This is a genomic window from Paenibacillus nicotianae, assembly GCF_042681745.1.
GTDB lineage: Bacteria > Bacillota > Bacilli > Paenibacillales > Paenibacillaceae > Saccharibacillus > Saccharibacillus nicotianae.
The window spans coordinates 104,147-130,629 of record NZ_JBHUGF010000001.1; the positions used below are offsets into that span (position 1 = coordinate 104,147).

Below are 26,483 nucleotides of genomic sequence, written 5' to 3' on the forward strand. Positions count from 1 at the left end.
ACAAGTAGAAGTATAGTGAACCAAGTAAAGATGTTGCCCTTAGTGATGCTCGGGGCAACTTTTTTTGAAAATTTAAATACCCTATAGGGGTATAATAATGAGATTAATACTATTCAAAAAGGAGGTTATTGTAATGAATGTATCATCTAATAGTAATGCCAGTGATTCCCATCCCTCAACGTCTACTTCTGCTTCAGATCAGACCAAGCAATTAACGTTGCAGATTGGCGGAATGACGTGTGCTGCTTGTGCTACACGTATTGAAAAAGGATTGCGTCGCCTTGATGGTGTAGAAGAAGTGAATGTGAATCTGGCTCTTGAGCGTGCTTCTGTAACATATGAACCATCTACTGTAAATAAAGAACAAGTAGAACAAAAAATCGAACAGTTAGGTTACCAGTCGCTTAAAGAAACGGTCGATTTGGATATTTCAGGTATGACTTGCGCTGCTTGTGCGACTCGAATCGAAAAAGGGATTAAGCGTATGGAAGGAGTGTCTGCGGTCAATGTGAATTTGGCATTGGAGACGGCTAGAGTGCAATACACACCGGGCACGCTAGAAACGGCAGATATTATACGCAAAGTAGACAAATTAGGATATACCGCTTCACCGAAAAAAGAAGAAGGTATTCAACAACGACGAGAACATGAAGCAACTGTACGTAAATGGAAGTTGATCGTATCTGCTATATTATCGTTACCTTTACTGTGGGCGATGGTCGGTCATTTTAGCGTAACTTCTTGGATTGGTGTACCGATGTTTTTAATGAATCCATGGGTACAGTTGATTCTGGCAACACCGGTTCAGTTTGTAATTGGTGGTGCTTTTTATGTAGGAGCATACAAAGCATTACGTAGTGGAAGTGCGAATATGGATGTGCTGGTCGCACTGGGAACATCGGCTGCTTATTTTTATAGTCTATTTCTGATGATTCGTTCGTTGATTGTACCGGGAACGAGTGTTGAATTGTATTTTGAAGTCAGTTCGATCTTAATCACATTGATTCTGTTAGGAAAATGGTTTGAATATCGCGCCAAAGGACGTTCTTCTGAAGCGATACGTAGTCTTATGGGATTGCGTGCATTAACAGCCCGCATTGATCGTGATGGAGAAGAAGTAGAAATTCCTGTCGATGATGTACAAGTCGGACATATCCTTATCGTCAAACCTGGTGAAAAGATTCCGGTTGATGGGGAAGTCGTAGAAGGTCATTCTTCTATCGATGAATCGATGTTAACCGGAGAAAGTCTACCTGTCGAAAAAACAGTTGGCGATCAGGTGATTGGAGCCACTATTAATCAAAATGGACGACTCAAATTTCGAGCTGTTCATATTGGTAAAGAAACAGCGCTTTCTCAGATTATTCGTGTCGTTGAAGAAGCTCACGTCTCCAAAGCACCGATTCAGCGTCTAGCCGATGTCATTTCAGGTATTTTTGTACCGATTGTTGTTGGGATTGCTTTATTAACATTTGCTATCTGGTTCTGGGGTGTCGCTCCAGGTGATTTTAGTGGAGCACTGGAAAAAGCGATTGCCGTTCTGGTTATAGCTTGTCCTTGTGCATTAGGGCTTGCTACACCGACATCGATTATGGCAGGATCAGGTCGAGCTGCGGAATACGGCATTTTATTTAAAGGCGGAGAACATTTAGAAGCAGCACACAAAGTAGATACTGTAGTACTCGACAAAACAGGTACAATTACGCGCGGAGAACCGGTTGTTACTGATATTCAATTTGCTAACCCTATGCAAGATATGTCTGAACAGAAATGGTTGCAATGGGTAGCAGGTGCAGAATCGGCATCTGAACATCCACTTGCCAAAGCGATTGTAAATGGTATCAAAGAACGCGGATTACAACCACAATCGGTAGATACATTTGAAGCGATACCTGGTAAGGGTATCCATGCTACGATTGGAGAACAATCATTATGGATCGGAACCCGTCAGTTGTTGCAATCTCAGCAGATTGATGTAAGTGAGCAGGAAGCAGAGATTCAACAGGTAGAGCAGCAGGGTAAAACAGTGATGTTAACTGCAATCAACGGACAATATGCAGGTTGGATTGCTGTAGCCGATACAGTCAAAGAAACATCGCAAGCAGCGATAGCTCGTCTCAAACAAATGGGCTTACACGTGATTATGATTACAGGTGATAATGAACGTACCGCTCAAGCGATCGCTGCGCAGACTGGTGTAGATCAAGTATTGGCAGGTGTACTTCCTGAAGGCAAAGCGACTGAGATCAGCCGTCTGCAACAACAGGGTCGAATTGTAGCGATGGTCGGTGACGGTATTAATGATGCGCCTGCTTTGGCTACCGCCAATACAGGAATCGCGATTGGGACAGGAGCAGATGTAGCCATAGAAGCCGCAGATATTACTTTAATGCGCGGTGATCTTCATGGAATAGCAGACGCAATTATGCTAAGTCGGCGTACAATCCGCAATATTCGGCAAAATTTATTCTGGGCACTGGCATACAACGTAATCGGTATTCCGATTGCAGCGATAGGTTTGTTAGCACCGTGGCTTGCTGGCGCAGCAATGGCTTTTAGTTCAGTATCAGTTGTATTAAATGCGTTACGCTTACAACGTATTAAATTGTAATAGACTTGCATTAACGTATAATTAATATGATAATAGTTATATATAGTCAGTTAGTTATAAATGATTAGTAGACAGGAGTGTTCTTAATATTTATGAATGATACTATTTCTTTATTGATGAAGCACCGTTCGATTCGTAGCTATAAATCTGATCCTGTAACCGAAGAACAATTAGAAGCAATCATTGCTGCCGGACAAATGGCATCTAGTTCTAGCAATGTGCAAGCATATAGCGTGATTGCTGTTACAGATCCAGAGCGCAAGTCCAAGTTATCTGCTCTAGCAGGCAACCAACCTTATATCGAGCAGTGCCCTGTATTTTTAGTATGGTGTGCCGATATGTATCGTCTGGAAAATGCCGTTCAACAACATATGCCTGAAGCAGAATCTTATGGCGATGCCGCAGAGAACTTTATTGTTGCTACTGTTGATGTAACATTAGCCGCCCAAAATGCTGCAATAGCCGCAGAATCTTTAGGACTTGGCGTTGTCTATATCGGTGGGATTCGTAACCATATTGAAGAAGTCTCTGATTTCTTGAATTTGCCTGATCATGTGTACCCTGTATATGGCATGTGTCTGGGTTATCCGAATCAAGAGCCAGGTATTCGTCCACGTTTACCTCAGAAAGCGGTCTTGCATCGTGAATCGTATCAAGCAGATACTACATTAGAAGCGATGAAAGAATACGACGACACCATGGTTCGCTATTTGTCTGAACGTACAGGCGGAGTCAAAACAGCACCCTGGTCTGCGTTGATGGCTGAGAAAATGACAGCTCCTTCACGTATGCAGTTAAAATCGTTCTTAGAGCGCAAAGGCTTTAATAAACGTTAATTCAAATCAATCACAATAGGATGAAAAAAACCGTTATCAGCTCTTCTTGCGAAGATAGTCTGATAACGGTTTTTTGTATATTATTCTGAAAAAATTTTGACCCAACCTAGAATAGAAATAATCACAAGAATCAATGGAATAATCGATATACGTAAAATACGCGGAATAGAAATCCAATACTTTAACAGTTTCCATTCAAGCTCTTTCCATTTTTCCCAATCGATCATTGTAGAGATCACACTCCTATACATCGTGTAGTGTGGGACTCTTCGATTGTATCGTCTTTGTTAGCTACGTTCCAGTGCAGGTTGAGCAGAAGGCTGACCTTGAGGTGGATTACCTTTCGGGGCTTCATGTTCTCGAATTGCATTGAACAATTGCTGACTGGATGGTAAAAATAGCGCAATAATCAGATTCAAAACAGACACTGCAAACATCAATATAAATACATAATGAATACCAGAAGCTAGTTGAGATGCTGTACCTGTTGTTACAATCGCATTGAACACCATCCCGAATACAGCTACACTAATAGTCTGTCCTAGTGAGTTCATTAACGTATTCGTCGATGTAGCCACACTACGCATCTGGAAGCCAACCGCACCTTGAATAACGACAAGAGATGGAGTAACGATAAAGCCCATACCAAGCCCGATCAGAATCAATGAGCCTACAATCACTCCGTACGAAGACTGAGCATGCATAAGAGCAAGCCATAGACTGCCTCCTAAGACGAGTGCAGAGCCAAGTACAATCAATAATTTGGCGCCTACTTTATACATCCAGCGTCCGGCTAATGTTGAAGCTACAGGCCATGCAATCGACATCGGCATAAGAGCCAGTCCAGCACTGGTCGCACTATAGCCGAATACATCCTGAATCCAGAGTGCACAGTAAACGGTTACCCCCATTACCATCCAACGTGTAGAGAATCCAAGCACATAGGGAATCGATAAAATGCGGGAATGAAATAACGATAACGGTAACATAGGTTCCACCGCTCGTTTTTCAATTCGCAAAAATAAAAACATAAAAATAATAGTGACTATAAATAAACCAATAATCATTGGCGATCCCCAGGCGTATTCTTCTCCACCTGTCAAAAGAGCTAACAATAAAGCTGTCATCCCAATTGTAAATGTGATCGCTCCTGCATAATCGATCGATTTTTGCTTTTTCTCAAAAGATTCATGAAAATAAATAAAGATAAACAAAATCGCTATAATCCCTACAGGCAGATTGATAAAGAAAATCCAGCGCCATGAGATATAATCGACAAAATAACCGCCTACCAGTGGACCAAACAGTCCGGCTACTGACCATACGGATGAGAAAAGTCCTTGTACTTTCGCACGTTCTTTGCCAGGATACAGATCACCGACGATAGTAAATGTTACCGGCGTAAGCGCACCTGCACCGATTCCTTGAATCGCACGATACCAGATCAATTCAGTCATCGAGTTAGCGAATCCGCACATAATAGAACCGAGAACAAATACACCCAGTCCGATAGCGAATATCGATTTACGACCGAACAAATCGCCTAACTTACCAAAGATAGGAGTAGCGATACAGGTTGTTAATGTATAGATAGAGAAGATCCAACTAATCAGGCTTAATCCTCCAAGTGAAGAGATAATACGTGGTGATGCTGTACTAACTACAGTTGAATCGAGGGCACCGATAAATAAGGCTGCAAGCAAACCTATAGTGACCATAGACCGATTGGTTGCTTTGGACATAGATACTGTTCCTTCTTCCTGAGTAAAGATGTGTATTATTAACGAAAAGAAGACGATTTGAAGCACTGCACATCGTATATCAGAATATTTTTAACGTCAAGGTTATTTGGAAAATACGAACACTTGTCATGAGCAGACCATTTTTTACAAAAAAAATGAATGTAATCAAGACAAGCGCAGGAATTTAGCGTATTCTTGATATAACCATATCTTTCTACAACAAAATGAAAATAGCAGAACAGAGAGGAAGATTGTCTAGAAAATGAATTACAAAAAACAGCAGATTTTGGGATTTAGCATAGTTCTAACCGTAGCTATTTTATTTATGGTTATTGAATTTATGATATTTCGAAATAGCTCTTCTACAGGTATGGTACTAACCATTGTACTATTAGCTGTTATTCTGATTGTGATTGGCATAACGATTGCTTTATTGACGATCAGGAGAACGACTGATCAATTAAAACAAGTCACCACAGTGATCCAACAAATCGATTTTGATTCATCAGAACCTTTACCACGTCTAGATATCAAAGCTAATGACGAGATTGGTAATCTAGCTACAGCTTTTAACAAAATGTCTGACACATTACAATCGCATACTCAAAAGGCTAATGAATTTAATACACATATAGAAGAAAGTAATTGGATACAGACACACTTAGCCCATATTGGAAATGTATACCGAAATGTAAATGCTATTGATGAGCTAGCAGAACGATTTATGAGTGAGTTAGCACCTGTTGTCGATGCAGCATATGGTATTTTTTATTTTTGCGAAGAGCAACAGGAGACTAATGTTCTCAAAAAACAAGCTTCTTATGCTATGTATAGTGATATGAATGAAACGTTAGCTGAATTTAAAATGGGTGAAGGTATCGTTGGACAAACGGCTCTGGAGAAAAAGACACGTATTATTCAAGCTCCAGCCGATTACCCTATACGTATTCAGACAGGTGCAACTTCAATTGCACTTCAAGAGATTATGATTATCCCGATTTTATTTGAAAATCGTACTGTGGTCGTGCTTGAATTGGGAACGATTCACCACTTTTCGCAAACCCATCAACAGCTTATCGAACGGATCGCATCTACGTTTGGTGTGGTTGTTAATAATATCGATAATCGTATGCAAGTGGATCGATTGTTACGCGAATCTCAGACACTCACAGAAGAATTGCAAGCGCAACAAGAAGAATTACAAGTACAACAAGAAGAACTTCAAGCGACAAATGAGCAACTTCGTGAGCGCAATCATTATGCCGAGATCAAAACAGAAGAATTGCAAATTACACAAAAAGAACTTCAACTTTACTCTGAAGAATTAAGTCGGAGCTCACAATACAAATCAGAGTTTTTAGCAAATATGTCGCATGAATTACGCACTCCACTGAATAGTATTTTGATTTTGTCCCAATTGATCAGTGAAAAAGAAAAAAGTCATGAAGATGATGATACCCCTCATTTTGGAGAAGTGATTCATCGTTCAGGGCAAGATTTGTTGACATTAATCGATGATATTTTGGATTTATCCAAAGTCGAAGCAGGCATGGTTGAAGTACAACGTGATTCTGTAGCCGTATATGATCTTCCTGAAGTGATGGGATACAGTTTTGACAAAATTGCCGAGAAAAAAGGGATAGAGTTCCAATCTCTTATCGATGAGAATGTACCGGACGTGTTCTATACAGATGAGAAACGATTACAGCAAATTCTCAAAAATCTGTTATCCAATGCTTTTAAATTTACCAGTAAAGGTTCCGTTACGATCCATATTGCTTTAGCAGATACATCGATTGCAGCTAAAGGATATAGTGTGCCTGAACAAATGGATTATATGCTAGCGATCTCAGTAACAGATACAGGCATAGGAATCAAAGAAGACAAGCAAAATTTAATTTTTGAAGCTTTTCAACAAGAAGACGGTACGACCGATCGTCAATATGGAGGAACCGGACTAGGATTATCGATTTGCCGCGAGTTCTCTAAGCTTTTGGGCGGGTATGTTACGGTTCAAAGTGAATTAGGCAAAGGAAGTACATTTACATTATATCTTCCTTCTCTTATGGTTAATGCTGAAGGACAACCTGTAACGAAGCCATTACCACCAACATGGATGGATCAAGAAGAACAACAAGATTCATTAGCGCGTTTACAAGGTAAAAATGTGCTTGTAGTGGATGATGATTTACGTAATATTTTTGCTTTGGAAGGTGTGCTTAAAGGCAAAGGCATGCATGTGCGTAGTGCACAGAACGGAGAAGAAGCGATTGCGTTATTAAATGCGGAACCTGCAGACATTGTGTTGATGGATATGATGATGCCAATTATGGATGGTTATGAAGCGATGCGTTGGATTCGCTTAGAAGATAAGTGGAAAGACTTACCGATTATCGCGCTAACCGCCAAAGCAATGAAAGATGATCGTGAATTATGTATCGAAGCAGGAGCATCGGATTATATCAGTAAACCAATGAATGTGGAGCAGTTGTTATCTGTTATTTTAGTATGGTTAACCGACTCGAAGCTTTCGGATAATACGATTGTACAATCATAACAGTGACTGATAATCCAATATATAATTAATGAAAAAGGCACATCGTCTGATACATAGACAATGTGCCTTTTATTATGTGTAAAACGATACTGTATTTTGATAGAGTAGATGGCGAGCTTCTTGCTCTGATAACTGTTGAATCTTTGCCCATGTTTGAGCTACATTGGCAGTCATACGTGGATGAGTCATCTGTCCGGCAAAAGTACCTTCAAATTCCCATGGCCCATCGGTCTCAGCCATAACGAGATGCCGGGGATATAAAGTTGCTAACTGCTGAATCTCAGCTTCATATTCAATATCTGGCGTAAATGAAATATGATAACCATGTTCAATCATACGCTGGATCGTAGCGGGGTATCCTTTGAACCAGTGAAAATGAGCCTGAGTGACACCATATTTCTCTAAAAGGTCACAAGCGATCTCTGCATCTTCATAGACTGCATGTAAAATCACCGGCTTGTGATAAAAGGCAGCAAGTTGTAGCAAAGCAGACAATACCTCTATATATCCTTGTTCATCTAATTTCTCGCCACGTGCGATCGCTTCTTGTCGCAGATAATAAGGCAATCCAATCTCACCAATCGCTACGATCTGATCTATACGTTGCTCTATCCACAACAATAACGTCTCTAGCTCCTGCGAGTCGGGTAGAGGCTGTTCAGGATGATATCCATAAGCAGGTCGAACTACAGACGGATATTGCTGGAACAGCTTCTCATTGCGCTGACAGGATGACAGATTCATTGAGACAGTAATTAGCGACTTGATCTGATATTCGGGCAGTGATTGCATCATCTGCTCAATCACTTGATCTTGATATTGATCCAGATGGATATGACTATCGATTAGTGGAGCATAGACAGGCTTCATCACAGATCACCTTCATCAGAATGACGCATCGCATTCATCAATTGTCTACGCAGAGCAATAAATTGTGGATCATCGGTAATCTCTTCACGTCTTGGACGGGGAAAAGGAACAACAATATTATGCAATACAGTAGCAGGGCGACGAGACAGGACATAGATTCGATCTGAAAGTAGTAACGCTTCTTCAATATGATGCGTGACAAAAATAACCGAACGTCTATTTTCTTCCCAAATATTCAATAGCCATGATTGCATTTCACTGCGTGTAAAAGCATCCAACGCACTAAATGGTTCATCCAGACAAAGAAGATCACGAGGGCCTAGCAATGCTCTTAAAAAAGCAACCCGTTGTTGCATTCCTCCAGATAAAGTGTGTGGATAAGATGATGCAAAATCACCCAATCCCACTTTATCTAACCATTGTCTGGCTAATGCTAACGATTCTTTGCGTGGTAACCCTGCCACTTCGCGCGCTAGAATTACATTATCTTCAATCGTACGCCAGGGCATCAAAGCAGGTTGTTGAGGCATATAACCGCTCAATCCTTTACGACCGGTTATATTTTGCCCGTCCAACAGCACTTGCCCTTGATCGGGAAGCACTACACCACCAATCATTTGCAAAAGGGTGCTTTTACCGGAACCGGAAGGGCCGATAATCGATACAAATTCACCTTGCTCTACATGCAGTGAAATCTCCTGAAGCACATGTAACGATTGCTTACCCTGTGTAAAAGATTTGCCGATTCCTTGTAACGCTAATAGCGGTGTAGAGCTGTTGATCGATGAAGTGGCATGTTGAGGTTTATTTAGCGACATCTTTAGAACCTCCTTTGACAGCACGCATTTGTACAGGATGATGCCAGCGAACACACCATTTTTCGAGCATATTAATTAGCATAAATAAAACAAGACTGATCACTACCACTACCAGTATTGCCAAAAACATATGATCGGTGCGGAAAGCTGATTTTTGCAACATCATATAATAGCCGATACCTTCACTGCTGCTTATCCATTCAGCGATAATCGCGCCCATCACACTATATGTAGCAGCAATTTTAACTCCCGAAAAGATCGAAGGTAAGCTAAAAGGTAATTCTAATTTCCAAAAAATCTGGTGTTTAGAAGCACCGATCATTTGCATATAATTAAGCATCGTGCGATCGGTTGTCGCTAGTCCGCTAAGCGCCGCAATCGTAACCGGGAAAAAACACACCAGAATAATAACAATTAATTTAGACAATATTCCAAATCCGAACCAGATCACAAGTAACGGCCCCAGAGCAATCGTAGGGATATTTTGGCTCAAGATCAATAAGGGATATAAGGCTGAACGTAGAAAAGGAATATAATGAAGAACTCCTGCGACCAGTAATCCAAAAGCAACACCGATACTAAAACCGGATAGCGTCAATTGTAAAGTCGCCCATGTATGCAAGCCGAGTCGATCTTTCTCGCTCCATGCTTCATGTGCAATCAATGCAGGGCTGGGAAGAATCCATGTCTCAATATGGAATAGACTGGTCGCAAGTTGCCAGATAATCAGTAATAAAACAACCGCCCCGAGGGGCGGCCATAACCGTTTCCACCATGTATTCATCGTAGACATTAGCGGTACTTCTCGGTTAATCCATCCATACTGATTCCAGATGGACTATGCGCAATTTTGATCTGAGAAATAATACTAGGGCTTCCTTTTTCCACCAACGCTTCGTGCATTTGCCGAACCACTTCCAACAATTCGCTGAGTTCGCCTTCCATCGTGGTCTCCAGTGGATGCACTTCATATTTCACACCGGATGCTTGAATCACTTCTATTGCCCGATCAACATAATCGTAAGAATTCTCACCGGCTTGAGTTTTGGGAATAACCTGAATACTGAGAAGGGTATGTGCCATAGTAGTTATCTCCTTAAATATCGATTTATGATTTGGTTGCTTCAGGTAAATAATCGTTGGTATACGCTTTGGTTGCATCTAACGGTTTATCCAGCAATTTCTGCTTGAACATCCAATCTGCATAACCTGCCCAGACCGATTGTTTTTGCTCGCCCCAGCGTTTGGCATCATCTTGATAACGTGGAGATAACCATTTTTGACTGGCTTTGACCAATGCAGGATCAAGATCAGGTACTGCTTTAAGTAAAATATCTGCTGATTCGTCTGGATGAGCAATCGCATACTGATACCCTTTACTTGTTGCCGCCATAAATGATTTGACCAATGCAGGATCAGTAGTGATCTGCTTCTCATTGGTGACGATAACAGGTGTATAATAATCGAGCTTATCTGAATAATCTTTTACATATAACATATCTAACGGTTGCCCGCGAAGTTCTGCTTCAATTCCTGTCCAACCATAGAATATCCAAGCAAAGTCGATTCCTTTTTGTACGGCTGTAAAATAATCCGCATTACCGATATTCACACTTTTGACTTTGCTGACATCGCCGCCATCTGTATCCATAATCGATTTCATGACAGCTTCTTCAACAGGCGATCCCCATGCACCATAGGATTTGCCTTCCATATCTTTAGGGCTTTTGATTCCGCGATCGGTAGGAGCGGCAAAGCCAGATGTATTATGCTGGATAACTGCTGCAAGAGAGACTAACGGAACACCTTGTACCCGCGCTTGAGTTACACTTTCTTGATAGCTGATTCCAAAAGGTACTTCACCAGAAGCAACCATCGTATCTGCTCCCCCTTGACCAGGAGCGATAATTTCAACATTTAATCCTGCTTCTTTATAGTAGCCCTTAGCTTGAGCAACATATAAGCCGGTATGATTCGTATTGGGTGTCCAGTCTAGGACGACTTTAACATCTTTCAGTCCAGATGTTGATCCTGTTGGATTAGCTGTATTACTTGTGCTTGTTGCTGAACCACATGCAGTGGTGATCCATAATAAGCCTACCATTAACCAGGGTAAGCTTTGACGCCACCTTTTTTGAATTCTCATGAACAGTCATCCTTCTTTCTTCTAGCTCAAATAGTCAATCCTGTAGTACTGGATAAAAGGCATAAAAAAAACGCCCCCATCGGGACGACATAGGTGCAATTATAAGCTAGAGTACAGCATATAACGACTTGTTACTTTCCTACGCTGGCATTATCCAGATCAGGTATAAGGGTCTGTATTTATCACAATACACTCTCAGCCAGTTGCAACTAGCTCCCCTGTACATATGCGGTTTTTTTACATTGTAATTATAGACCAGAGGGTATCAACTGTCCAGTAAAGAGAATCCGGTGTCATCAGCAAAAGAGAGTGCATTTCGGTTCAGTCTCGCTGTCTAAGGGTATTTACATATACGGAAGTTTGTAACTAACAAAAGTTCCATTCAATATTTTTCTATACGTATCGAATCGATATACATAGATACAGATATTGAATACCCATACGTTTATATACAGGAGGAGATTGATCATGAGTAAAACAGCTGAAGAACAAGCCATTTTGACCGCTTTAGAAGGTAATCCATTTTGCGCACTAGGTACAGTAGAAAATGACAAACCTAAAGTACGCTACATGGCACTATATAACGAAGGCTTAAATATTCATCTCGCGACAAACCGTAAAACACATAAAGTCGAAGAGTTAGAAAAAAATCCGAACTGTTATGTATTGTTGGGTTATGAAAAAGGCGGCACTAATCAAGTCGTTGAAATCGAAGGTGTAAGTGCTGTATCTACCGATGACGAATTGAAAAAACGTGTCTGGAAAGAAGAATTTAAAGAATGGTTCTCCGGTCCAGAAGATCCTGATTATGTGATCTTAGATATCAAACCACAAACGATTGAATATACAGATCAAGACGGTAACAAAAAAACGTGGACTGCGTAATCTGATCAAGCTTTAAGTGTTCAGTATTGCAGTCATCACATAAACGACTCGGAATTTGAAATTTGCGAAACAAGAGAATGACTGCAAAATTCAAATTCCGAGTTTTTTCGTCTTTATTTTTCCATAAAAAGGATAAAATAGGTACTTGAGGAACTTGATAAGGTATACTCAAATAAGGTATAAAAAGGTATATAGAAATATTCTATAGGATAATCTGTAAATTGACGATGATGGAAGAAAATGAGAGTTCCATGTATAGCAAGATATAAGGAAATATACTGGAGGTGGTTTCCTTGAACTTAAAACAAATAGAACAACAGATTGAGCAGGAACGCCGCATATTGAACCAGATGGCAGAAGAACATGGTATGCGCGATTATCGTGTGTTAGACCAATCAGAACAATTAGATCGAATTTTAGATATGTATTTTCAATATAAAGATCGAAATACTAATTTTTTAACACCTTAGTCTTAATAAATTATCAATTATGAAAAGAAACATGACATAATCATGTAAATTATAGGATTTTTCGCAAATTAAATCTTATTTTCATAAAAAATAGAACTAATAACCCTTCAAATATATCAGCCGATAGTATACAATTCTATCATGCGTTTCTTTTGGTAGCCTTTTTCCTATATATCTGCCTACTCTAAATCATGATTTTAGATATGATTTTTCTAAAAATCAGCATGTAAAGTGTAGTGTCACTGTTTGGTCATGCTGTTATACATATAAGGCGAAGAGATTATATAGGAAAAGGTGGAGCAAATGCGAATATATTTGGGAGGGGTTTTTTATTTTGAATTTGGGAAACAAAACATTTAAAAAAGCAATTACTGTCATCGCAGCGCTGCAATTGTTTGCAGTGTCGGCAGTTCCTGCTTTTGCAGCCGAAGCCACTTCTTCTGAAGCTACAGTGAAATTGCGTTTGTTGGAGACGACAGATATTCATGTGAACGTGATGAACTATGATTACTATTCAGATGCAGCCACAGATCAATACGGATATGCCAAAACAGCGACATTGATCAAAAATGCGCGTGCCGAAGCAACCAATAGTGTATTGATTGATAATGGTGATCTATTGCAGGGTAATCCGTTAGGTGATTATGTAGCCAAAGTTAATCCTTTAAAAGCAGGCGAAGTGCATCCTGTCTACAAAGCGATGAACCAATTGGGATATGATGCAGGAAATATCGGTAACCATGAATTTAACTATGGTCTGGATTTCTTGGGTAATGCTATCAAAGGCGCTAACTTCCCGTATGTAAATGCAAATATTTATACAGATGATGGTACAGGCAAAGGCGAGAAAAACTACTTTACGCCTTACTTGATTTTGGATAAAGAAGTAACCGATGAAAGTGGAGCCAAACATACTATTAAAGTAGGTGTTATCGGCTTCGTACCTCCACAAGTTATGCAATGGGATAGCGCAAACTTGTCGGGGAAAGTGGTTGCCAAAGATATCGTTGAAACAGCGAACAAATTTATTCCACAAATGAAAGCAGAAGGCGCAGATATTATTATTGCTGTTCCGCATTCTGGTTTTGAAGATATTCCTCAGACAGAATTGATGGAAAATTCCGTATTGTACTTGAGCAAAGTGCCAGGTATCGATGCGATTATGTTCGGACATGCACACAAAGTATTCCCTAGTGCTGATTTCGCTGGTAAAACAGGCGTTGATCTAGAAAAAGGGACAATTAATGGCGTTCCTTCGGTAGAGCCAGGTTTCTGGGGCGATCACCTAGGTATTATTGATCTTGAACTCAAACAACAAGGCGACAAATGGACAGTATCTAATTCTAAAGTAGAAGCTCGTCCAATCTATGATACGGCTACCAAAAAAGCATTAGTCGATGCAGATCAAGGCGTAGTTGATTCTGTATACCATGAACATGAAGAAACATTAGGTTATATCCGCGGGCCTGTAGGTGAATCAACAGCTCGTATTACCAGTTACTTTGCACTGGTAGAAGACGATCCATCGATCCAGATCGTAACCAATGCTCAAAAATGGTACCTGGAGAAACAACTTCAAGGTACAGAGTATGAGAACTTGCCGATTCTTTCTGCTGGTGCTCCATTCAAAGCAGGTGGACGTTCAGGAGCAAATTATTACACAGATATTCCAGCAGGAACAATAGCGATCAAAAACGTATCTGATCTTTATGTATATCCAAATACAGTTCACGCTGTTCTTGTAAATGGAGCAGAAGTGAAAAACTGGTTGGAATGGTCAGCAGGACAATTCAATCAAATCGATCCAGCTAAATCTGGTGAGCAAGCGTTAATCAATATGGATTTCCCGACATACAACTTTGATGTTATTGATGGGGTTACGTACCAAATTGATGTAACACAACCACCTAAATATGATGCAAAAGGTGCTGTTCTGAACGCATCTTCTAACCGTATTGTGAATTTGCAATTTAACGGTAAAGCGATTGATCCTGAACAAAAATTTGTAGTAGCGACGAATAACTATCGTGCTTCTTCGTCCAAATTGGCGAACCCAGATGGCAAACGCATCATTCTAGCTGCACCAGACGAGAACCGCCAAGTGATTATCGATTATATTCGTGAAAACAAAACAATCAATCCGGCTGCTGATGGCAACTGGTCACTTGCACCAATCAAAGGCAATCCAACAGTCACATTTAACACTTCTCCAAAAGCAAAAGACGCATTGTCCAGTGCCAAAGCAGTAGCAGGAGCAGATCCAATCGCTTATGTAGGTGAAGCAGCAGATGGCTTTGCTAAATATTCGATCAATCTGTCCAGCGCGGCAGCAGGTAGCAAGCCAGCAGTAACACCTGCTAAACCGGTGAAACCAGTAACACCAGCGAAGCCTGCCAAACCAGCAATAAAACCAGTTCCAGCTCCAAAACCAACCAAACCGGCTGTAGATAAGCCAGCTAAACCTACAGACAAGCAAACGTATATCATCAAAAAAGGTGATAATCTGTATCGTATCAGTCTGAAATATGGCGTAACTTGGGAAGAACTTGCAAAATATAATAAAATTACAGACCCAACGAAACTTCAAGTTGGAGATGCGATCGAGATCCCTGCTAGTTAATAGCAACTTGAATAAAGTGGGATAATAGACGCATCAACTTCAAAGACTGCAATAGTCACTATATTGCAGTCTTTGGTGTATTCAAAAATACGACTATGAAGCCGATAATATACTGAATGCCTAATGTGGTCTTGGGTTGAGGATGTTATAATAAAAGAAATTAAAAATAAAGTAACTCTCTTTAAAGTCGATTAATTTTCATGTGTATTCTACGTTTTTGTTTTAATATTAAGGAGGATTTCTATGAATTGTAGCGGTTGCAGTTATGTTCAACCGATAGAAGACCAAGGAACAGTGTCCTTGCGACCGCTTTCTTCTTCTCTTGAAAATCTAATTCGACAACAGTCTTATGATACGTATATCATGGAAGATATTTGCTCTATTTCATATCAATCAAGAGAACAGATGCTGGATATTATGCACTGGGTACGTAGTTTACCTGAAGAAATTACATCTTGTGTATCTGTAGGTTTGTTAGGTTCAGACGATATTGGTGGCGAGCCAGTATGGTTGCCATTGTCTGTATTTGTTAACCGACTACAACATGATGATGTTGTCGAAATTATTCGACAAAAGCAGTTTACCAGTCATATGCAACCGATTGTGAATCAACATGAGCAAGTAGTGGCTTACGAATTTTTGTTACGCCCTATTATGCATGGGCCTACATTTCAACCATATCGCTTATTCGATATTGCTCATCAGACAGGGTTACATTCATTTTTGGATCGGGCGGCTCGTATTTCAGCGATTGAGACGAGTGCTCAATATTTACAACCAGGGATCAAACGTTTTATTAACTTTTTACCCTCTTCTATCTACAACCCGCAGTATTGTTTAAGTCATACGTTTGCCGCTATTGAACGTCTCCACCTGAATCCGAAAGACTTTGTATTTGAAGTGGTAGAAACAGAAAATATTATCGAAATGCCTAAATTACAAAATATTTTTGATGTCTATCGTAGCAATGGAATTTCTGTTGCTTTAGATGATGTAGGTTCAGGATTTTCCAAGCCTGAATTAATCGATCACCTTCAACCCGATTATGTCAAAATCGATCGTAGCTTAATTGATTATTGTGATACCTCGCCTGAGAAACAGCAAAAAATTATTCATATTTTGGAACGCTCTCAAAAACATGGTTCGACGGTGTTAGCAGAAGGTATCGAACGACGTGAAGAATACGACTTTTGTCGTAGTATCGGCATTGAATTAGCACAAGGTTATTTATTTGGGAAACCTGAGGAACATCCTCGTCAAAAGCTAGGTTAATTCATTGAATATTGAATGTATAATTAAGTGGAATTATGTATAAAAAAAGCAAGGTATACTCGATGTATGCCTTGCTTTTTTTGTATATTTAGCTTTTGAATGATTTTAATTCTTCATAAGCAGTGATTACTTTATTGTAGTCATCACTATCTTTAGCAAAGCCTGTGACATCGCTGACTACTGCGCCAAAGCCTTCTGCTTGAATGCGTCCTTGTAGTTCTGCTGATTGAGGATCGGCTGTATTGTCATAATGGAACGCAGCGGCAATCCCTTTGAGCAAATGATCGCGTCCTAGATCAAATTCAGTCGCCATTTTCACAGGGCCCACCAGACGGTCAGCTTGTCCTAATTTGCGTAAAGGTTCACGACCCACACGAATCACTTCATCACGAATATATGGATTTTTGAAGCGAGTTTCGATTTTATCGATATATTTAGCATGTTCATCTGCATCAAAACCATGTTTTTGTACTAATGCCGCGCCACTTTCTTCCATCGCAGGGCGTACGATCGCACGTACACTGTCATCTTGAATACTTTGGTCAATCGTTTCTAGACCTTTCAAGAAACCGATATACGCTGTAATGGCATGACCTGTATTCAGTGTAAACAATTTACGTTGTACATAAGCCACTAGATTGTCTGTCAATTTCATACCATCAATATCAGGCGTACCGCCTTTAAGCTTAGGTTCTTCTACAATCCACTCATGGAAAGCTTCTACACCTACGTCTAGAATACTGTCACCCTGGAAAGGAGGGACGATACGGTCTACAGAACAGTTTGCAAATCCTACATGTTCTTCCGCATAAGCTTTGCCTTCTTCTGAAAGGTGAGTCAATACTTGTTCTTGTAGATGGCTTGTTGCACCGACCATATTTTCACAAGCGATAATATTTAGCGAACCGCCACCAGCATTACGTCTCGCTTCGATCCCTTGTGCAATCGTTGGTGCGATAAATTTCAAAACGTTAGGGCCTACCGCAGTAGTAATAATATCTGCACTAGCAATTTCGTCAATAATATCTGTACCGTTAGAAAGACAACCGGATACGTTGGTAATCGTTTCTACACTTTTTTCCAGATCAAGAATATGAATCTGGTAGCTCTTTTTCTCATTTAGTTCGTTGATCATCTGTTCATTAATATCTGCAAATACCACATGGTAACCTGCATTAGATAGTAGAGCTCCAATAAATCCACGACCGATATTTCCTGCACCAAATTGAATCGCTTTTTTCATAATATTGCACCTCCGTAAGTATTTGTAAGATTGTCTCTTCTATAAATAGACAGAAGACATCCTTAATGTGTAGCTTATATAAGCAAAAGTAGATATAAACAGGTCAAATCAGCAACGAAATCGCTGCTGATTCAACCGGAATAACTATAGGATTAGATTGAGAATGTGCGATAGATTTCTTCAGCATCTGTAACTTTAGCTAGATGTTGTACAGTCGCTTCATCTTCAATCGTTTCAGCAATCTTAGTAAGGATTTGAAGATGTTCTCCACCTGCACCAGCGATACCGATAACAAGATAAGCCAGTCCGCCTTCAAACGTTACGCCATTTGGATATTGTAAAACGACAATACCTGATGTTTGAATTTGTTTTTTCGCTTCACCGACACCATGAGGGATCGCTACACCGTTACCGATATAGGTTGAAGCTACTTTTTCACGCTCATGCATCGCTGCAATATAATCATGTTTGACATAACCTGCTGCGGCTAGCATTTCGCCTGCTTTGGCAATCGCATTTTCTTTCGATGTGCTTTCAAGACCTAATACGATATTTTCTTTACGCAAAATGTTAGAACCTGCGTTAGACGTTGTTGTATCTTGTACCACATGTGGAGCATTGTGACTCAATACATCACTGACTTCTTCTTTCACACCAGCAGCATTATCTGGAATAGAAGAGTCCGGGCTACCTGCTGTAGCTGCTTTGAGACGTTCAATCATATCATCATAGATCGGATTGTTAATAAAGTTATCAATCGATACATGCTGTGCATTTGGCGCTTTGCCTTTCGCACGACTGGTTAGATTTTGTTGAGTTACGACGATATCTGCATCAGAAGGAATCGCATCAATCGCTGTATTGGTTACATTGATCGGTAGACCTGCTTGTTGTACTTTTTTACGGAAAGAGGAAGCACCCATCGCACTTGAACCCATACCTGCATCACAAGCGAACACAATTTTGCGAACTTCACCTGTTTGAAGATCGTTAGCAGATGTCAAAGCAGGACCGCCAGCATTACCACCAGACTTCATGTTTTTGGAAGCTGCTTGTGCTTTTTCCAAATCTTCGTCACTTGGTGCTTTACGCAAGAAGATTGCTGAGAAAATAAAGGAAACGATCGTTGCAGCAGCTACACCCGCTAATACAACAAGGTGACCACCTTTTGGAGCAAGACCCATAATAGCCAAGATACTACCTGGAGAAGCAGCACTTGTTAGACCACTACCTAGAATACTGTTAGTGAATACGCCAGCCATACCGCCAAGAATAACAGCGATAAACAAAATTGGACGCATCAATACATAAGGGAAGTAGACTTCATGAATACCGCCAAAGAATTGAATAATAATTGCACCTGGAGCAGAACCTTTAATTGTACCTTTACCGAAGATCCAGTAAGCCAACAATACACCAAGACCTGGGCCTGGATTTGCTTCTAACAGATAGAAAATGGATTTACCAGTCTCTAGAGATTGTTGCGCACCTAGCGGTGTAAAGATACCGTGGTTAATCGCATTGTTCAGGAATAGAATTTTACCTGGTTCTACAAAGATTGAAACCAATGGTAGAAGATCATGAGCAACCAAGAAGTTAACGCCTGATTCTACAAACATAGTAAATGCTTCTACTAATGGCCCAATACCGACAAAGCCTAGAATCGCAAGCAACATACCGATAATACCTGCGGAGAAGTTATTAACCAACATTTCAAAACCAGATTTTACTTTACCTTCGATCAATTTATCGAACTGTTTGATCACATATCCACCAAGTGGACCCATAATCATGGCACCGATAAACATTGGAATGTCAGCGCCGACAATAACACCCATTGCAGCAATCGCACCGAGTACACCACCACGATGATCAGCTACGACTTTACCACCGGTATAAGCAATCAATAAAGGAAGCAAATATTTGATCATCGGATCAACCATTGTTGCTAGTGTAGCATTAGGCCAGTAACCTGTTGGAATAAATAGAGCAGTTAGTAGACCCCAGGCGATAAAAGCACCGATATTCGGCATAATCATAGAACTTAGAAAACGTCCGAATGCTTGTACGCGATCGCGAGCACTTTTTCTTTCTTTTGTAGCTGTCTGCACAGAACTCATAATTGTTCGACCTCCATCATATATTGTTCGATTTTGCGAGTATATAAATCTTTCATTAAGCTAGAAATCTCAGCCGTTAATTCAGCGGCACTACCCGATACGACTCTAGTCACAAATCCAGGACGGTCGATCAATGATTTACTGACTTCGTTAACTGCTTCCAGATATGATTTACTGCTGTCTTTAGGAGCAAGCAAGACGATCGCGGCATAAAGATCAACCGATTGAGAAGCGGCTGATATCGGATGTGCAAATCGCATCACGCCTAGAAAAAGCTTAGGAACGACAGAGGAACGACAGTGTAACAGAATCAATCCATCTTGCGAAAGAACCGTTTCACCCAATCGTTCACGTTCATGTAACTCTTGCTCTAACACATGTGCTCGTTCTGTAGAAGCGGTAAAAGTTGTTGCAATCTGATGAATCAAGTCACTCACTGAAGAGGAACTGTATCCATCTCGTATCACTAATCCTTGTGTTAAATCTAAGATGCCGGTGAGTGTTTCTTTATGAGTGCTTAATGTTTCAGTTAAGCGCACACTCGGATCAAGCGATTGTTGTAATTCATGGTGAGTATGCTTAGAAGTATCTAGCTTGGATAATGTTTTACGAATATCTATAATGTCTTCTGATGAAAGTAAAGGCGATACGCGTACCATTGGAATTAGACTATCTACTTCTACAGTTGAGATAATAATATCAGCCCGCTTTTCTAAACGAACCGCTTCCGAAGAAGAGACGACATCAATAATTTGTAATGCTGGAAATTCACGTTTGACTCGAACAGACAGCAAACTGGATGTTCCCATTCCACTAGCACAAGCGATTAATGCTTTAAATGGTTTTTTCTGAGCAGCCGCATATTCAGACATCGCGCCGATATGCATCGCCATATAGCCAATCTCTGCTTCCGGTACTTCTTTGCCTGTAAACTGAGCCAGTAGCGTCGAACACTTACGAGCGACTTCAAAAGTAGGGCCATATTGTTCTTTGATTTGTGCGAGCAAAGGATTACGAATATCTAGTCCTAATCGCAGTCGCTCGACCGCAGGGCCTAGATGGTTAATAAATCCAGCAAACAACTTGCTGTTTCCTTTGAGCTCGAAGCCGGTTTCACTTTCCGCCATTTTCAGTACATCTCGGGCAAGCTTGACCAGTTCAAAGCTAACATGTTCATAATACGGATCAGATTCGACGCTAAGTCTTGTTTCAGCGCCTTTGAGATGCATGGTGATATAACCCATCTCATCTTCAGGAATCACAATATCGAAAGACTGTTCTAACTTGATCGCGAGTGTACGTGCGGTCTCAAATTCACTGAGTTGCTTGAGCTCATCCAGTATACGAGGAGCAATCGTGATGCGTTGACCTCTTCGTATACGTTCTATCGCCAGCGCTAAATGAACAGCCAGCCCGATATACGCGCTATCGGTTAATTTCATATGCATTTCACGTTCCAGATCACTCAAGTACTGCTGAAGCTGGTTCATCATTCCATCATCAACCAGGTTCAGCAGGCGATTGCGGATATGGAATTGTACGCGTCCCGGTTGTTCTTCAGTAGGAAAACGATCACGTACTAGATGATTCAACTGGTATTCGTCTACACTTTCATAGAGAAGATGTACCAGTGCAGAGCGGATACTACTTTCTGTTCCTTCAATATAGACACCAAGTCCGGGTCGGCGAATCAATGTAATTTCAAAAGCTTGAAGCCATTGTTCGATACGATCCAGATCATTACTGAGTGTGCCTTCTGTGACTTTGAACTGTGAAGCAAAGGTGTATAACTTAATCGGTTCTTTGGAAAGTAGAAGTTCACTTATAATGAAGTAATGCCTTTCTTCACGGGTGTAGTCTTTCTTAGGTGTCTGTTCTTCCAGTTCTTGCTGTACAATAGCCAGATGTTCTGGACTACCTTCCAGTGCAAGCCCTGTACCCGGTTTGCGAATCAGGGTTAGCTGTCTTTGATGCAACCAGTCTTCAACGCTTGGCAATTCACGCTTGACCGTTTTCTCACTCACATCTAGATGATCGGACAAGTCCCTGATTGTAATATAGTCACCATGAGAGGCAACCAGAAACTGTAGCATCATCGTGAGGCGAGCGGTCAGCTTCTCCAAAATCGATATCCTCCTTTCCAAAGTCCGATTGAAAACGATATCATAATCGTAGAGCTAAGAAATAAGAACTATTAGTGAATACTTCAAAGTTTAAGGTTTTAACATGAAGATATCAATTGAAAGATGATACGATTTGTCCTTTGTGTATAAGGGACAAAGGTAAAGAGGGAGTAAATAAGCAGCCAAAAACGAATAATCAAAAAGGATAAATAAAAATAATGTTTTGCGATAAAGGGTGTATAAAGTCTTACTTTTGCAAAAATAAATTCGACAAAAAATGATAAAAAATTGTTACTAAATACTAAATAATGTATAAACATAAACCGAAATAATACTTGTTGAAACACTTGAATAAAATGTAAAAAAGCCTGTCATTTTGAATATCGGAAATTGATTATAAATAGTTGATATTTATCACATAAATAAAAACCTACTTTCTCAGCAGAAAGTAGGTTTTTATTATAAATTAGATATAAACAAGTGAAGATATACCTTTATTTCACTGCTTTTAAAATCAAAAATGCAAAAGCAGGTAGCTTTTCTTCTAATTTTCCATTATCAACTTGAACTGTAGACTGATCTAACATGTTTTCCCACTTGGATGTTTCTACATCAATACTCACTGTTACCGGTTCAGAAGAGCTGTTCATCGCAATAACAAATGTGTCTTTATCATCAGAACGCTCGTAGATCAGTCCATTATTGCCTTCTTTGGCATGCAAGAACTTAAATGTACCTTGACGTAGAGCAGGATATTGTTTACGTAGACTAATCAATTGTTGATAAAAAGCAAACAATTCTAAATCTTGATCTTTCTCATCCCAGACCATACAACGACGGCAATCCGGATCATTTTCGCCTTCCATTCCAAATTCATCTCCATAATAGATACAAGGAGTACCACTATAGGTCATCTGGAAAGTGACGGCTAATTTCAGACGATCTTTGTTACCTTTAGCAAGCGTCAGCGCACGCGCTGTATCATGACTGTCTAGTAGGTTAAATGATACTTCAGTTACCTGACGAGGATAGCGTGACATCTGTGTCCCAATCGCATGAGCAAACGTTAACGCATCGGTCGTATCTTCTATAAAGAAGTCAGTTACAGCATTTTTGAACGGATAATTCATCACCGCATCAAATTGATCGCCTTGCAACCACGGAGAAGATTCATGCCAGATTTCGCCCAAAATATACACATCTGGATTGATATTTTTTACCGTTTGACGGAATTCACGCCAGAAATGATGATCGACTTCATCGGCAACATCTAAGCGCCAACCATCGATTCCAAATTCTTCGACCCAGTATCTAGCTACATTCAGTAGATACTCTTTGACTTCAGGATTTTCAGTATTTAGCTTTGGCATTAATGGCTCAAAATCAAACGTATCATATGTTGGAATCCCATCTTCGACAGCTAACGGGAATTTACGTACATGGAACCAATCTTTATATTTAGATTGTTCACCTTTTTCCTGCACATCGACAAATGGAGCGAAGGTTTTACCGGAATGATTAAATACCGCATCAAACATCACGCGAATCCCTTTATCATGGCAAGTGTTAATTAATTTCTTCAATGTTTCTTTATCCCCGAAATGAGGATCAAGTTCCATATAATCTTCTGTATCGTATTTATGGTTAGTGGTCGCTTTGAAAATAGGAGTCATATAAATCGCATTGATACCTAGCTCGGTCAAATGATCTAAATGATCGATAATCCCTTGTAGATCGCCACCGAAAAAGTTAAACCATTCCGGCTTTTCGCCCCACGGTAATGTGTCTTTCGGATTGATCGAAGGATCGCCATTAGCAAATCGTTCCGGGAAAATTTGATAAAAAACAGCGTCTTTCACCCATGCCGGTGGTGTAAATACATCGACTGGATTGATAAATGGAATATCGAATAAACGATCCATTTTCGGCTCTTCTTTGCCAAATTTATCTTCATCCATCCAAATCTCTTCATCATCATTTTTGAGAAGGAATCCGTATTTGATACGGCGGAAAGGAGGAACGACTTCACATTCCCAATAATCGAACAAATCATCGGTGGCGAACACATGCATCTGTACGCGTTCTTTAGATTTTTCCCACATGTATTTGTCACCAGCAAGCGCCCAGACTTCTTTCACATCCTGTTTTTTGGTGCGTAGACGTAAATGAATCGTTTCACGATCATAAGGATAACCCCAATTGAGCTTGGGACGATGATAGACAGCTTCGATTAACATAGATGTTCCTCCTACTAAGATATGTATTAGACTACGTATGGTCTATCGATTTATACCCTAAAAAGAATTATAGGAACCAACTAGAAAGCGTCTTGATCAACAGATAATTGTAGATCGTTTGACAGAATTGAGATAAAGACAAAAAAGGTTACAATAACAAGCTATACCTAAGCTTATTATCGTAACCCAATTGCTGAAGTTCAAAGATTATTTTAGATTAGTCATTATTATTGATAAAGGATACTTCTATTTATTTGTATAGAATCAATAAATCAAAAAGAATGTTACATATTTTTCGGTAACCACTCGGGGCGATTAGATCCTCTTGGTACCAGTACAGTGTTGTAATGTCCTGGTGTTTCAGACATTTGTACTTGATCGGTCACTCCTTGATAATCTCCACAGATCGTTTCTGCTGTAAATAAGTCAGGATCAAGATACAGATGTTCGTCAGAAGAACCTGCTGTCGCATAAGCATAATCTTTATCGAAAATACCCATCGACATTAACCATAATGATACACGACTGAGTGAAATGTGTACTTTATAACTGCCGCCTTCTTCGGCACGTCTTGCTAGAGCCGCCATCGCGCCAGCCGCCGCAAGCCATGAAATAATATAGTCATTCACTACTAGAATAGCGGGTAATTGTGGTTTCTCCGGTGTTCCTTCAAGACACATAACGCCTGTCACCGTTCCTGCGGTCTGATCGAATCCAACTCGATCTGCCCAGACACCTTCTTCGCCATGAAGAGAAACAGATACATGAATAATACCTGGTCGAATAGCAGCAGTTTGTTGTGGATCGAGTTCAAAACGATTCAGATATGAAGGTCTACGATTCGCAAAAAAGATATCTGCATCTTGTAACAATTCTTGCATTTTGGCATGACCTTGTGGTTCGCCGATCTCTAACGTAGAAGAACGCATACCTACACTAGATGTGTAGTAAGTGGTATCGACTTCCCAATCGGATGGACGCCAGATATTGAGTACATCTGCTCCTTGTAGCGCCAGTGCCCGTCCTATACCTGCTCCAGCGATCACATGTCCCATGCCTAGCGCACGTATACCTTCCAGTGGAGAAGATACGCCTTGCGATAATGGTTCTGGATCACTTTCACCGATTTTTTCAATTTGAATAAGTGGTAATTTGGCAACATCGGCAAATGTAGGTTCTTCGATAAATTCTTCTAATGTACGTGCCATCGGCATAACTACGCCTACTTTGGCAGCAGCATCTTCCAAATCTTTGGCATTCCATGTAGAGATGGCTTTAGCGACAGCTTCCGGTGTATCGGCGCAATCTAATAATTTAAGTGTATTGATTTTGAGTTTAGGATAAGGTTCCAGTGGCATCACCCAGCGATGATCTTTCGTTTCGTAAAAGCCAAATTTGAGCGCTTGACTAGGATCAGAAGGACTAGCAGGTGAATATCCGTTTAATTTTTCCCATTTACGATCATAGAAAGGGGATAATCGATGTAGAATTTTACGCAAATCTAGTGAAATATCTTGTCCTTTACCACCACGAAGTCGCCATAGATTAGCAGCGGCTACAGATTTGGCAACCATTCCAATTCCTGCGGAACTTGCAAGGCGGAGAACACTAGGTACAATTGGGTCTTTGCCTGTAAATGAAATTTCTCCGCCGCTATCTGCGGAAGATAATCCGATATCTTGTAATACGTTTTCCAATTCTGCATGAATATCAAAATCAGTAGTCGTTACACGATTACGCTGAGCATCTAAAATCCGTTGTTTGATTTGATCGATTGTGTTCATTTCGATATTAGTTGAATTACTCATTGCTTTCACTCCATCCATAAGTAAATGTATACATATAATTATAAACTTACCCAAAGAAGGACTCAATAACCAGCATAGTGTGAAATGGGGACAAAGCCACACATAGTCAGTAAATGTGTATAAAG

General features: G+C 40.3%; 19 protein-coding genes and 1 riboswitch. Of the genes, 7 read left to right on the forward strand and 12 right to left on the reverse strand.

The features are described from left to right. The first annotated feature begins 133 nt into the window (after positions 1-133). Positions 134-2,611, forward strand: a complete 2,478-nt coding sequence (locus tag ACFSGI_RS00485; RefSeq protein WP_204826428.1) for a heavy metal translocating P-type ATPase — start codon at positions 134-136, stop codon at positions 2,609-2,611. 92 nt (positions 2,612-2,703) lie between these two features. After that, on the forward strand, positions 2,704-3,447 hold the full coding sequence (gene nfsA / locus ACFSGI_RS00490) for an oxygen-insensitive NADPH nitroreductase (RefSeq protein ID WP_204826429.1): 744 nt from the start codon (positions 2,704-2,706) through the stop codon (positions 3,445-3,447). A gap of 80 nt (positions 3,448-3,527) precedes the next feature. Here nfsA and ACFSGI_RS00495 read toward each other — a convergent pair whose 3' ends face one another. Both ACFSGI_RS00495 and ACFSGI_RS00500 read right to left on the reverse strand, forming a co-directional pair. Then, the gene (locus tag ACFSGI_RS00495; protein ID WP_204826430.1) at positions 3,528-3,674 is read right to left on the reverse strand and encodes a hypothetical protein; all 147 of its coding nucleotides are present in this window, start codon (positions 3,672-3,674) and stop codon (positions 3,528-3,530) included. Between the two features lie 60 nt (positions 3,675-3,734). Beyond that, positions 3,735-5,189 (reverse strand): MDR family MFS transporter, encoded by a 1,455-nt coding sequence (locus tag ACFSGI_RS00500; RefSeq protein WP_204826431.1) that lies wholly within the window; start codon positions 5,187-5,189, stop codon positions 3,735-3,737. 262 nt (positions 5,190-5,451) lie between these two features. On the opposite strand from ACFSGI_RS00500, the gene ACFSGI_RS00505 reads away from it, so the two are divergent. Then, positions 5,452-7,746, forward strand: a complete 2,295-nt coding sequence (locus tag ACFSGI_RS00505; protein ID WP_204826432.1) for an ATP-binding protein — start codon at positions 5,452-5,454, stop codon at positions 7,744-7,746. Positions 7,747-7,818: 72 nt separating this feature from the next. On the opposite strand, the gene ACFSGI_RS00510 is transcribed toward ACFSGI_RS00505, so the two are convergent. From ACFSGI_RS00510 to ACFSGI_RS00530, 5 genes are read right to left on the reverse strand one after another with little or no spacing between them, the layout of a single operon-like run. Next, entirely contained in the window at positions 7,819-8,616 is a 798-nt protein-coding gene (locus ACFSGI_RS00510; RefSeq protein ID WP_204826433.1) for a TatD family hydrolase, read from the reverse strand. After that, positions 8,616-9,434 carry an ABC transporter ATP-binding protein gene (locus ACFSGI_RS00515; RefSeq protein WP_204826434.1) on the reverse strand — a complete coding sequence of 273 codons (819 nt, stop codon included), beginning with the start codon at positions 9,432-9,434 and terminating at the stop codon, positions 8,616-8,618. Before ACFSGI_RS00515 ends, ACFSGI_RS00510 begins: the two co-directional genes overlap by 1 nt. Beyond that, complete coding sequence (locus ACFSGI_RS00520; RefSeq protein ID WP_204826667.1) at positions 9,421-10,218, reverse strand: ABC transporter permease; 798 nt, start codon at positions 10,216-10,218, stop codon at positions 9,421-9,423. Before ACFSGI_RS00520 ends, ACFSGI_RS00515 begins: the two co-directional genes overlap by 14 nt. Before the next feature lie 8 nt (positions 10,219-10,226). Next, the gene (locus tag ACFSGI_RS00525) at positions 10,227-10,517 is read right to left on the reverse strand and encodes an MTH1187 family thiamine-binding protein (protein ID WP_069329593.1); all 291 of its coding nucleotides are present in this window, start codon (positions 10,515-10,517) and stop codon (positions 10,227-10,229) included. Positions 10,518-10,542: 25 nt separating this feature from the next. Next, positions 10,543-11,580, reverse strand: coding sequence for an ABC transporter substrate-binding protein (locus ACFSGI_RS00530; protein WP_204826435.1), 1,038 nt, complete (start codon positions 11,578-11,580; stop codon positions 10,543-10,545). A 118-nt stretch (positions 11,581-11,698) separates the two neighbouring features. Further along, positions 11,699-11,810, reverse strand: a riboswitch (TPP riboswitch). Positions 11,811-12,048: 238 nt separating this feature from the next. Between ACFSGI_RS00530 and ACFSGI_RS00535 the strand changes: the two genes are divergently transcribed. The 4 genes from ACFSGI_RS00535 to ACFSGI_RS00550 all read left to right on the forward strand — a co-directional run bounded on the left by ACFSGI_RS00535 (position 12,049) and on the right by ACFSGI_RS00550 (position 16,827). After that, on the forward strand, positions 12,049-12,465 hold the full coding sequence (locus ACFSGI_RS00535; protein WP_204826436.1) for a pyridoxamine 5'-phosphate oxidase family protein: 417 nt from the start codon (positions 12,049-12,051) through the stop codon (positions 12,463-12,465). A 293-nt stretch (positions 12,466-12,758) separates the two neighbouring features. Next, positions 12,759-12,935, forward strand: coding sequence for an aspartyl-phosphate phosphatase Spo0E family protein (locus tag ACFSGI_RS00540; protein ID WP_204826437.1), 177 nt, complete (start codon positions 12,759-12,761; stop codon positions 12,933-12,935). Positions 12,936-13,269: 334 nt separating this feature from the next. After that, the gene (locus ACFSGI_RS00545; RefSeq protein WP_204826438.1) at positions 13,270-15,555 is read left to right on the forward strand and encodes a bifunctional 2',3'-cyclic-nucleotide 2'-phosphodiesterase/3'-nucleotidase; all 2,286 of its coding nucleotides are present in this window, start codon (positions 13,270-13,272) and stop codon (positions 15,553-15,555) included. A gap of 243 nt (positions 15,556-15,798) precedes the next feature. After that, on the forward strand, positions 15,799-16,827 hold the full coding sequence (locus ACFSGI_RS00550) for an EAL domain-containing protein (RefSeq protein WP_204826439.1): 1,029 nt from the start codon (positions 15,799-15,801) through the stop codon (positions 16,825-16,827). 88 nt (positions 16,828-16,915) lie between these two features. Here the strand turns inward: ACFSGI_RS00550 and ACFSGI_RS00555 are convergent, their stop codons facing one another. The 5 genes from ACFSGI_RS00555 to ACFSGI_RS00575 form a co-directional block, all read right to left on the reverse strand. Continuing rightward, positions 16,916-18,070 carry a mannitol-1-phosphate 5-dehydrogenase gene (locus ACFSGI_RS00555; protein WP_204826440.1) on the reverse strand — a complete coding sequence of 385 codons (1,155 nt, stop codon included), beginning with the start codon at positions 18,068-18,070 and terminating at the stop codon, positions 16,916-16,918. A gap of 152 nt (positions 18,071-18,222) precedes the next feature. Then, a complete protein-coding gene (locus ACFSGI_RS00560) occupies positions 18,223-20,190 on the reverse strand; it encodes a PTS mannitol transporter subunit IICBA (protein ID WP_204826441.1) in 1,968 nt (655 codons plus the stop codon). Then, on the reverse strand, positions 20,187-22,313 hold the full coding sequence (locus ACFSGI_RS00565) for a BglG family transcription antiterminator (RefSeq protein ID WP_204826442.1): 2,127 nt from the start codon (positions 22,311-22,313) through the stop codon (positions 20,187-20,189). The genes ACFSGI_RS00560 and ACFSGI_RS00565 overlap by 4 nt, the downstream gene beginning before the upstream one ends. A 494-nt stretch (positions 22,314-22,807) precedes the next feature. Beyond that, positions 22,808-24,550, reverse strand: a complete 1,743-nt coding sequence (locus tag ACFSGI_RS00570; protein WP_204826443.1) for an alpha-glycosidase — start codon at positions 24,548-24,550, stop codon at positions 22,808-22,810. 284 nt (positions 24,551-24,834) lie between these two features. Beyond that, positions 24,835-26,358 (reverse strand): CoA transferase, encoded by a 1,524-nt coding sequence (locus tag ACFSGI_RS00575; RefSeq protein WP_379282153.1) that lies wholly within the window; start codon positions 26,356-26,358, stop codon positions 24,835-24,837. Between the last annotated feature and the right edge of the window lie 125 nt (positions 26,359-26,483).

What these genes read in the sequence shown, in the direction of transcription:
- ACFSGI_RS00485 (WP_204826428.1), top strand. Translation starts at nt 134, where the DNA reads ATGAATGTATCATCTAATAGTAATGCCAGTGATTCCCATCCCTCAACG.
- nfsA (WP_204826429.1), top strand. Translation starts at nt 2,704, where the DNA reads ATGAATGATACTATTTCTTTATTGATGAAGCACCGTTCGATTCGTAGC.
- ACFSGI_RS00495 (WP_204826430.1), bottom strand. Translation starts at nt 3,674, where the DNA reads ATGATCGATTGGGAAAAATGGAAAGAGCTTGAATGGAAACTGTTAAAG.
- ACFSGI_RS00500 (WP_204826431.1), bottom strand. Translation starts at nt 5,189, where the DNA reads ATGTCCAAAGCAACCAATCGGTCTATGGTCACTATAGGTTTGCTTGCA.
- ACFSGI_RS00505 (WP_204826432.1), top strand. Translation starts at nt 5,452, where the DNA reads ATGAATTACAAAAAACAGCAGATTTTGGGATTTAGCATAGTTCTAACC.
- ACFSGI_RS00510 (WP_204826433.1), bottom strand. Translation starts at nt 8,616, where the DNA reads ATGAAGCCTGTCTATGCTCCACTAATCGATAGTCATATCCATCTGGAT.
- ACFSGI_RS00515 (WP_204826434.1), bottom strand. Translation starts at nt 9,434, where the DNA reads ATGTCGCTAAATAAACCTCAACATGCCACTTCATCGATCAACAGCTCT.
- ACFSGI_RS00520 (WP_204826667.1), bottom strand. Translation starts at nt 10,218, where the DNA reads ATGAATACATGGTGGAAACGGTTATGGCCGCCCCTCGGGGCGGTTGTT.
- ACFSGI_RS00525 (WP_069329593.1), bottom strand. Translation starts at nt 10,517, where the DNA reads ATGGCACATACCCTTCTCAGTATTCAGGTTATTCCCAAAACTCAAGCC.
- ACFSGI_RS00530 (WP_204826435.1), bottom strand. Translation starts at nt 11,580, where the DNA reads ATGAGAATTCAAAAAAGGTGGCGTCAAAGCTTACCCTGGTTAATGGTA.
- ACFSGI_RS00535 (WP_204826436.1), top strand. Translation starts at nt 12,049, where the DNA reads ATGAGTAAAACAGCTGAAGAACAAGCCATTTTGACCGCTTTAGAAGGT.
- ACFSGI_RS00550 (WP_204826439.1), top strand. Translation starts at nt 15,799, where the DNA reads ATGAATTGTAGCGGTTGCAGTTATGTTCAACCGATAGAAGACCAAGGA.
- ACFSGI_RS00555 (WP_204826440.1), bottom strand. Translation starts at nt 18,070, where the DNA reads ATGAAAAAAGCGATTCAATTTGGTGCAGGAAATATCGGTCGTGGATTT.
- ACFSGI_RS00560 (WP_204826441.1), bottom strand. Translation starts at nt 20,190, where the DNA reads ATGAGTTCTGTGCAGACAGCTACAAAAGAAAGAAAAAGTGCTCGCGAT.
- ACFSGI_RS00570 (WP_204826443.1), bottom strand. Translation starts at nt 24,550, where the DNA reads ATGTTAATCGAAGCTGTCTATCATCGTCCCAAGCTCAATTGGGGTTAT.
- ACFSGI_RS00575 (WP_379282153.1), bottom strand. Translation starts at nt 26,358, where the DNA reads ATGAGTAATTCAACTAATATCGAAATGAACACAATCGATCAAATCAAA.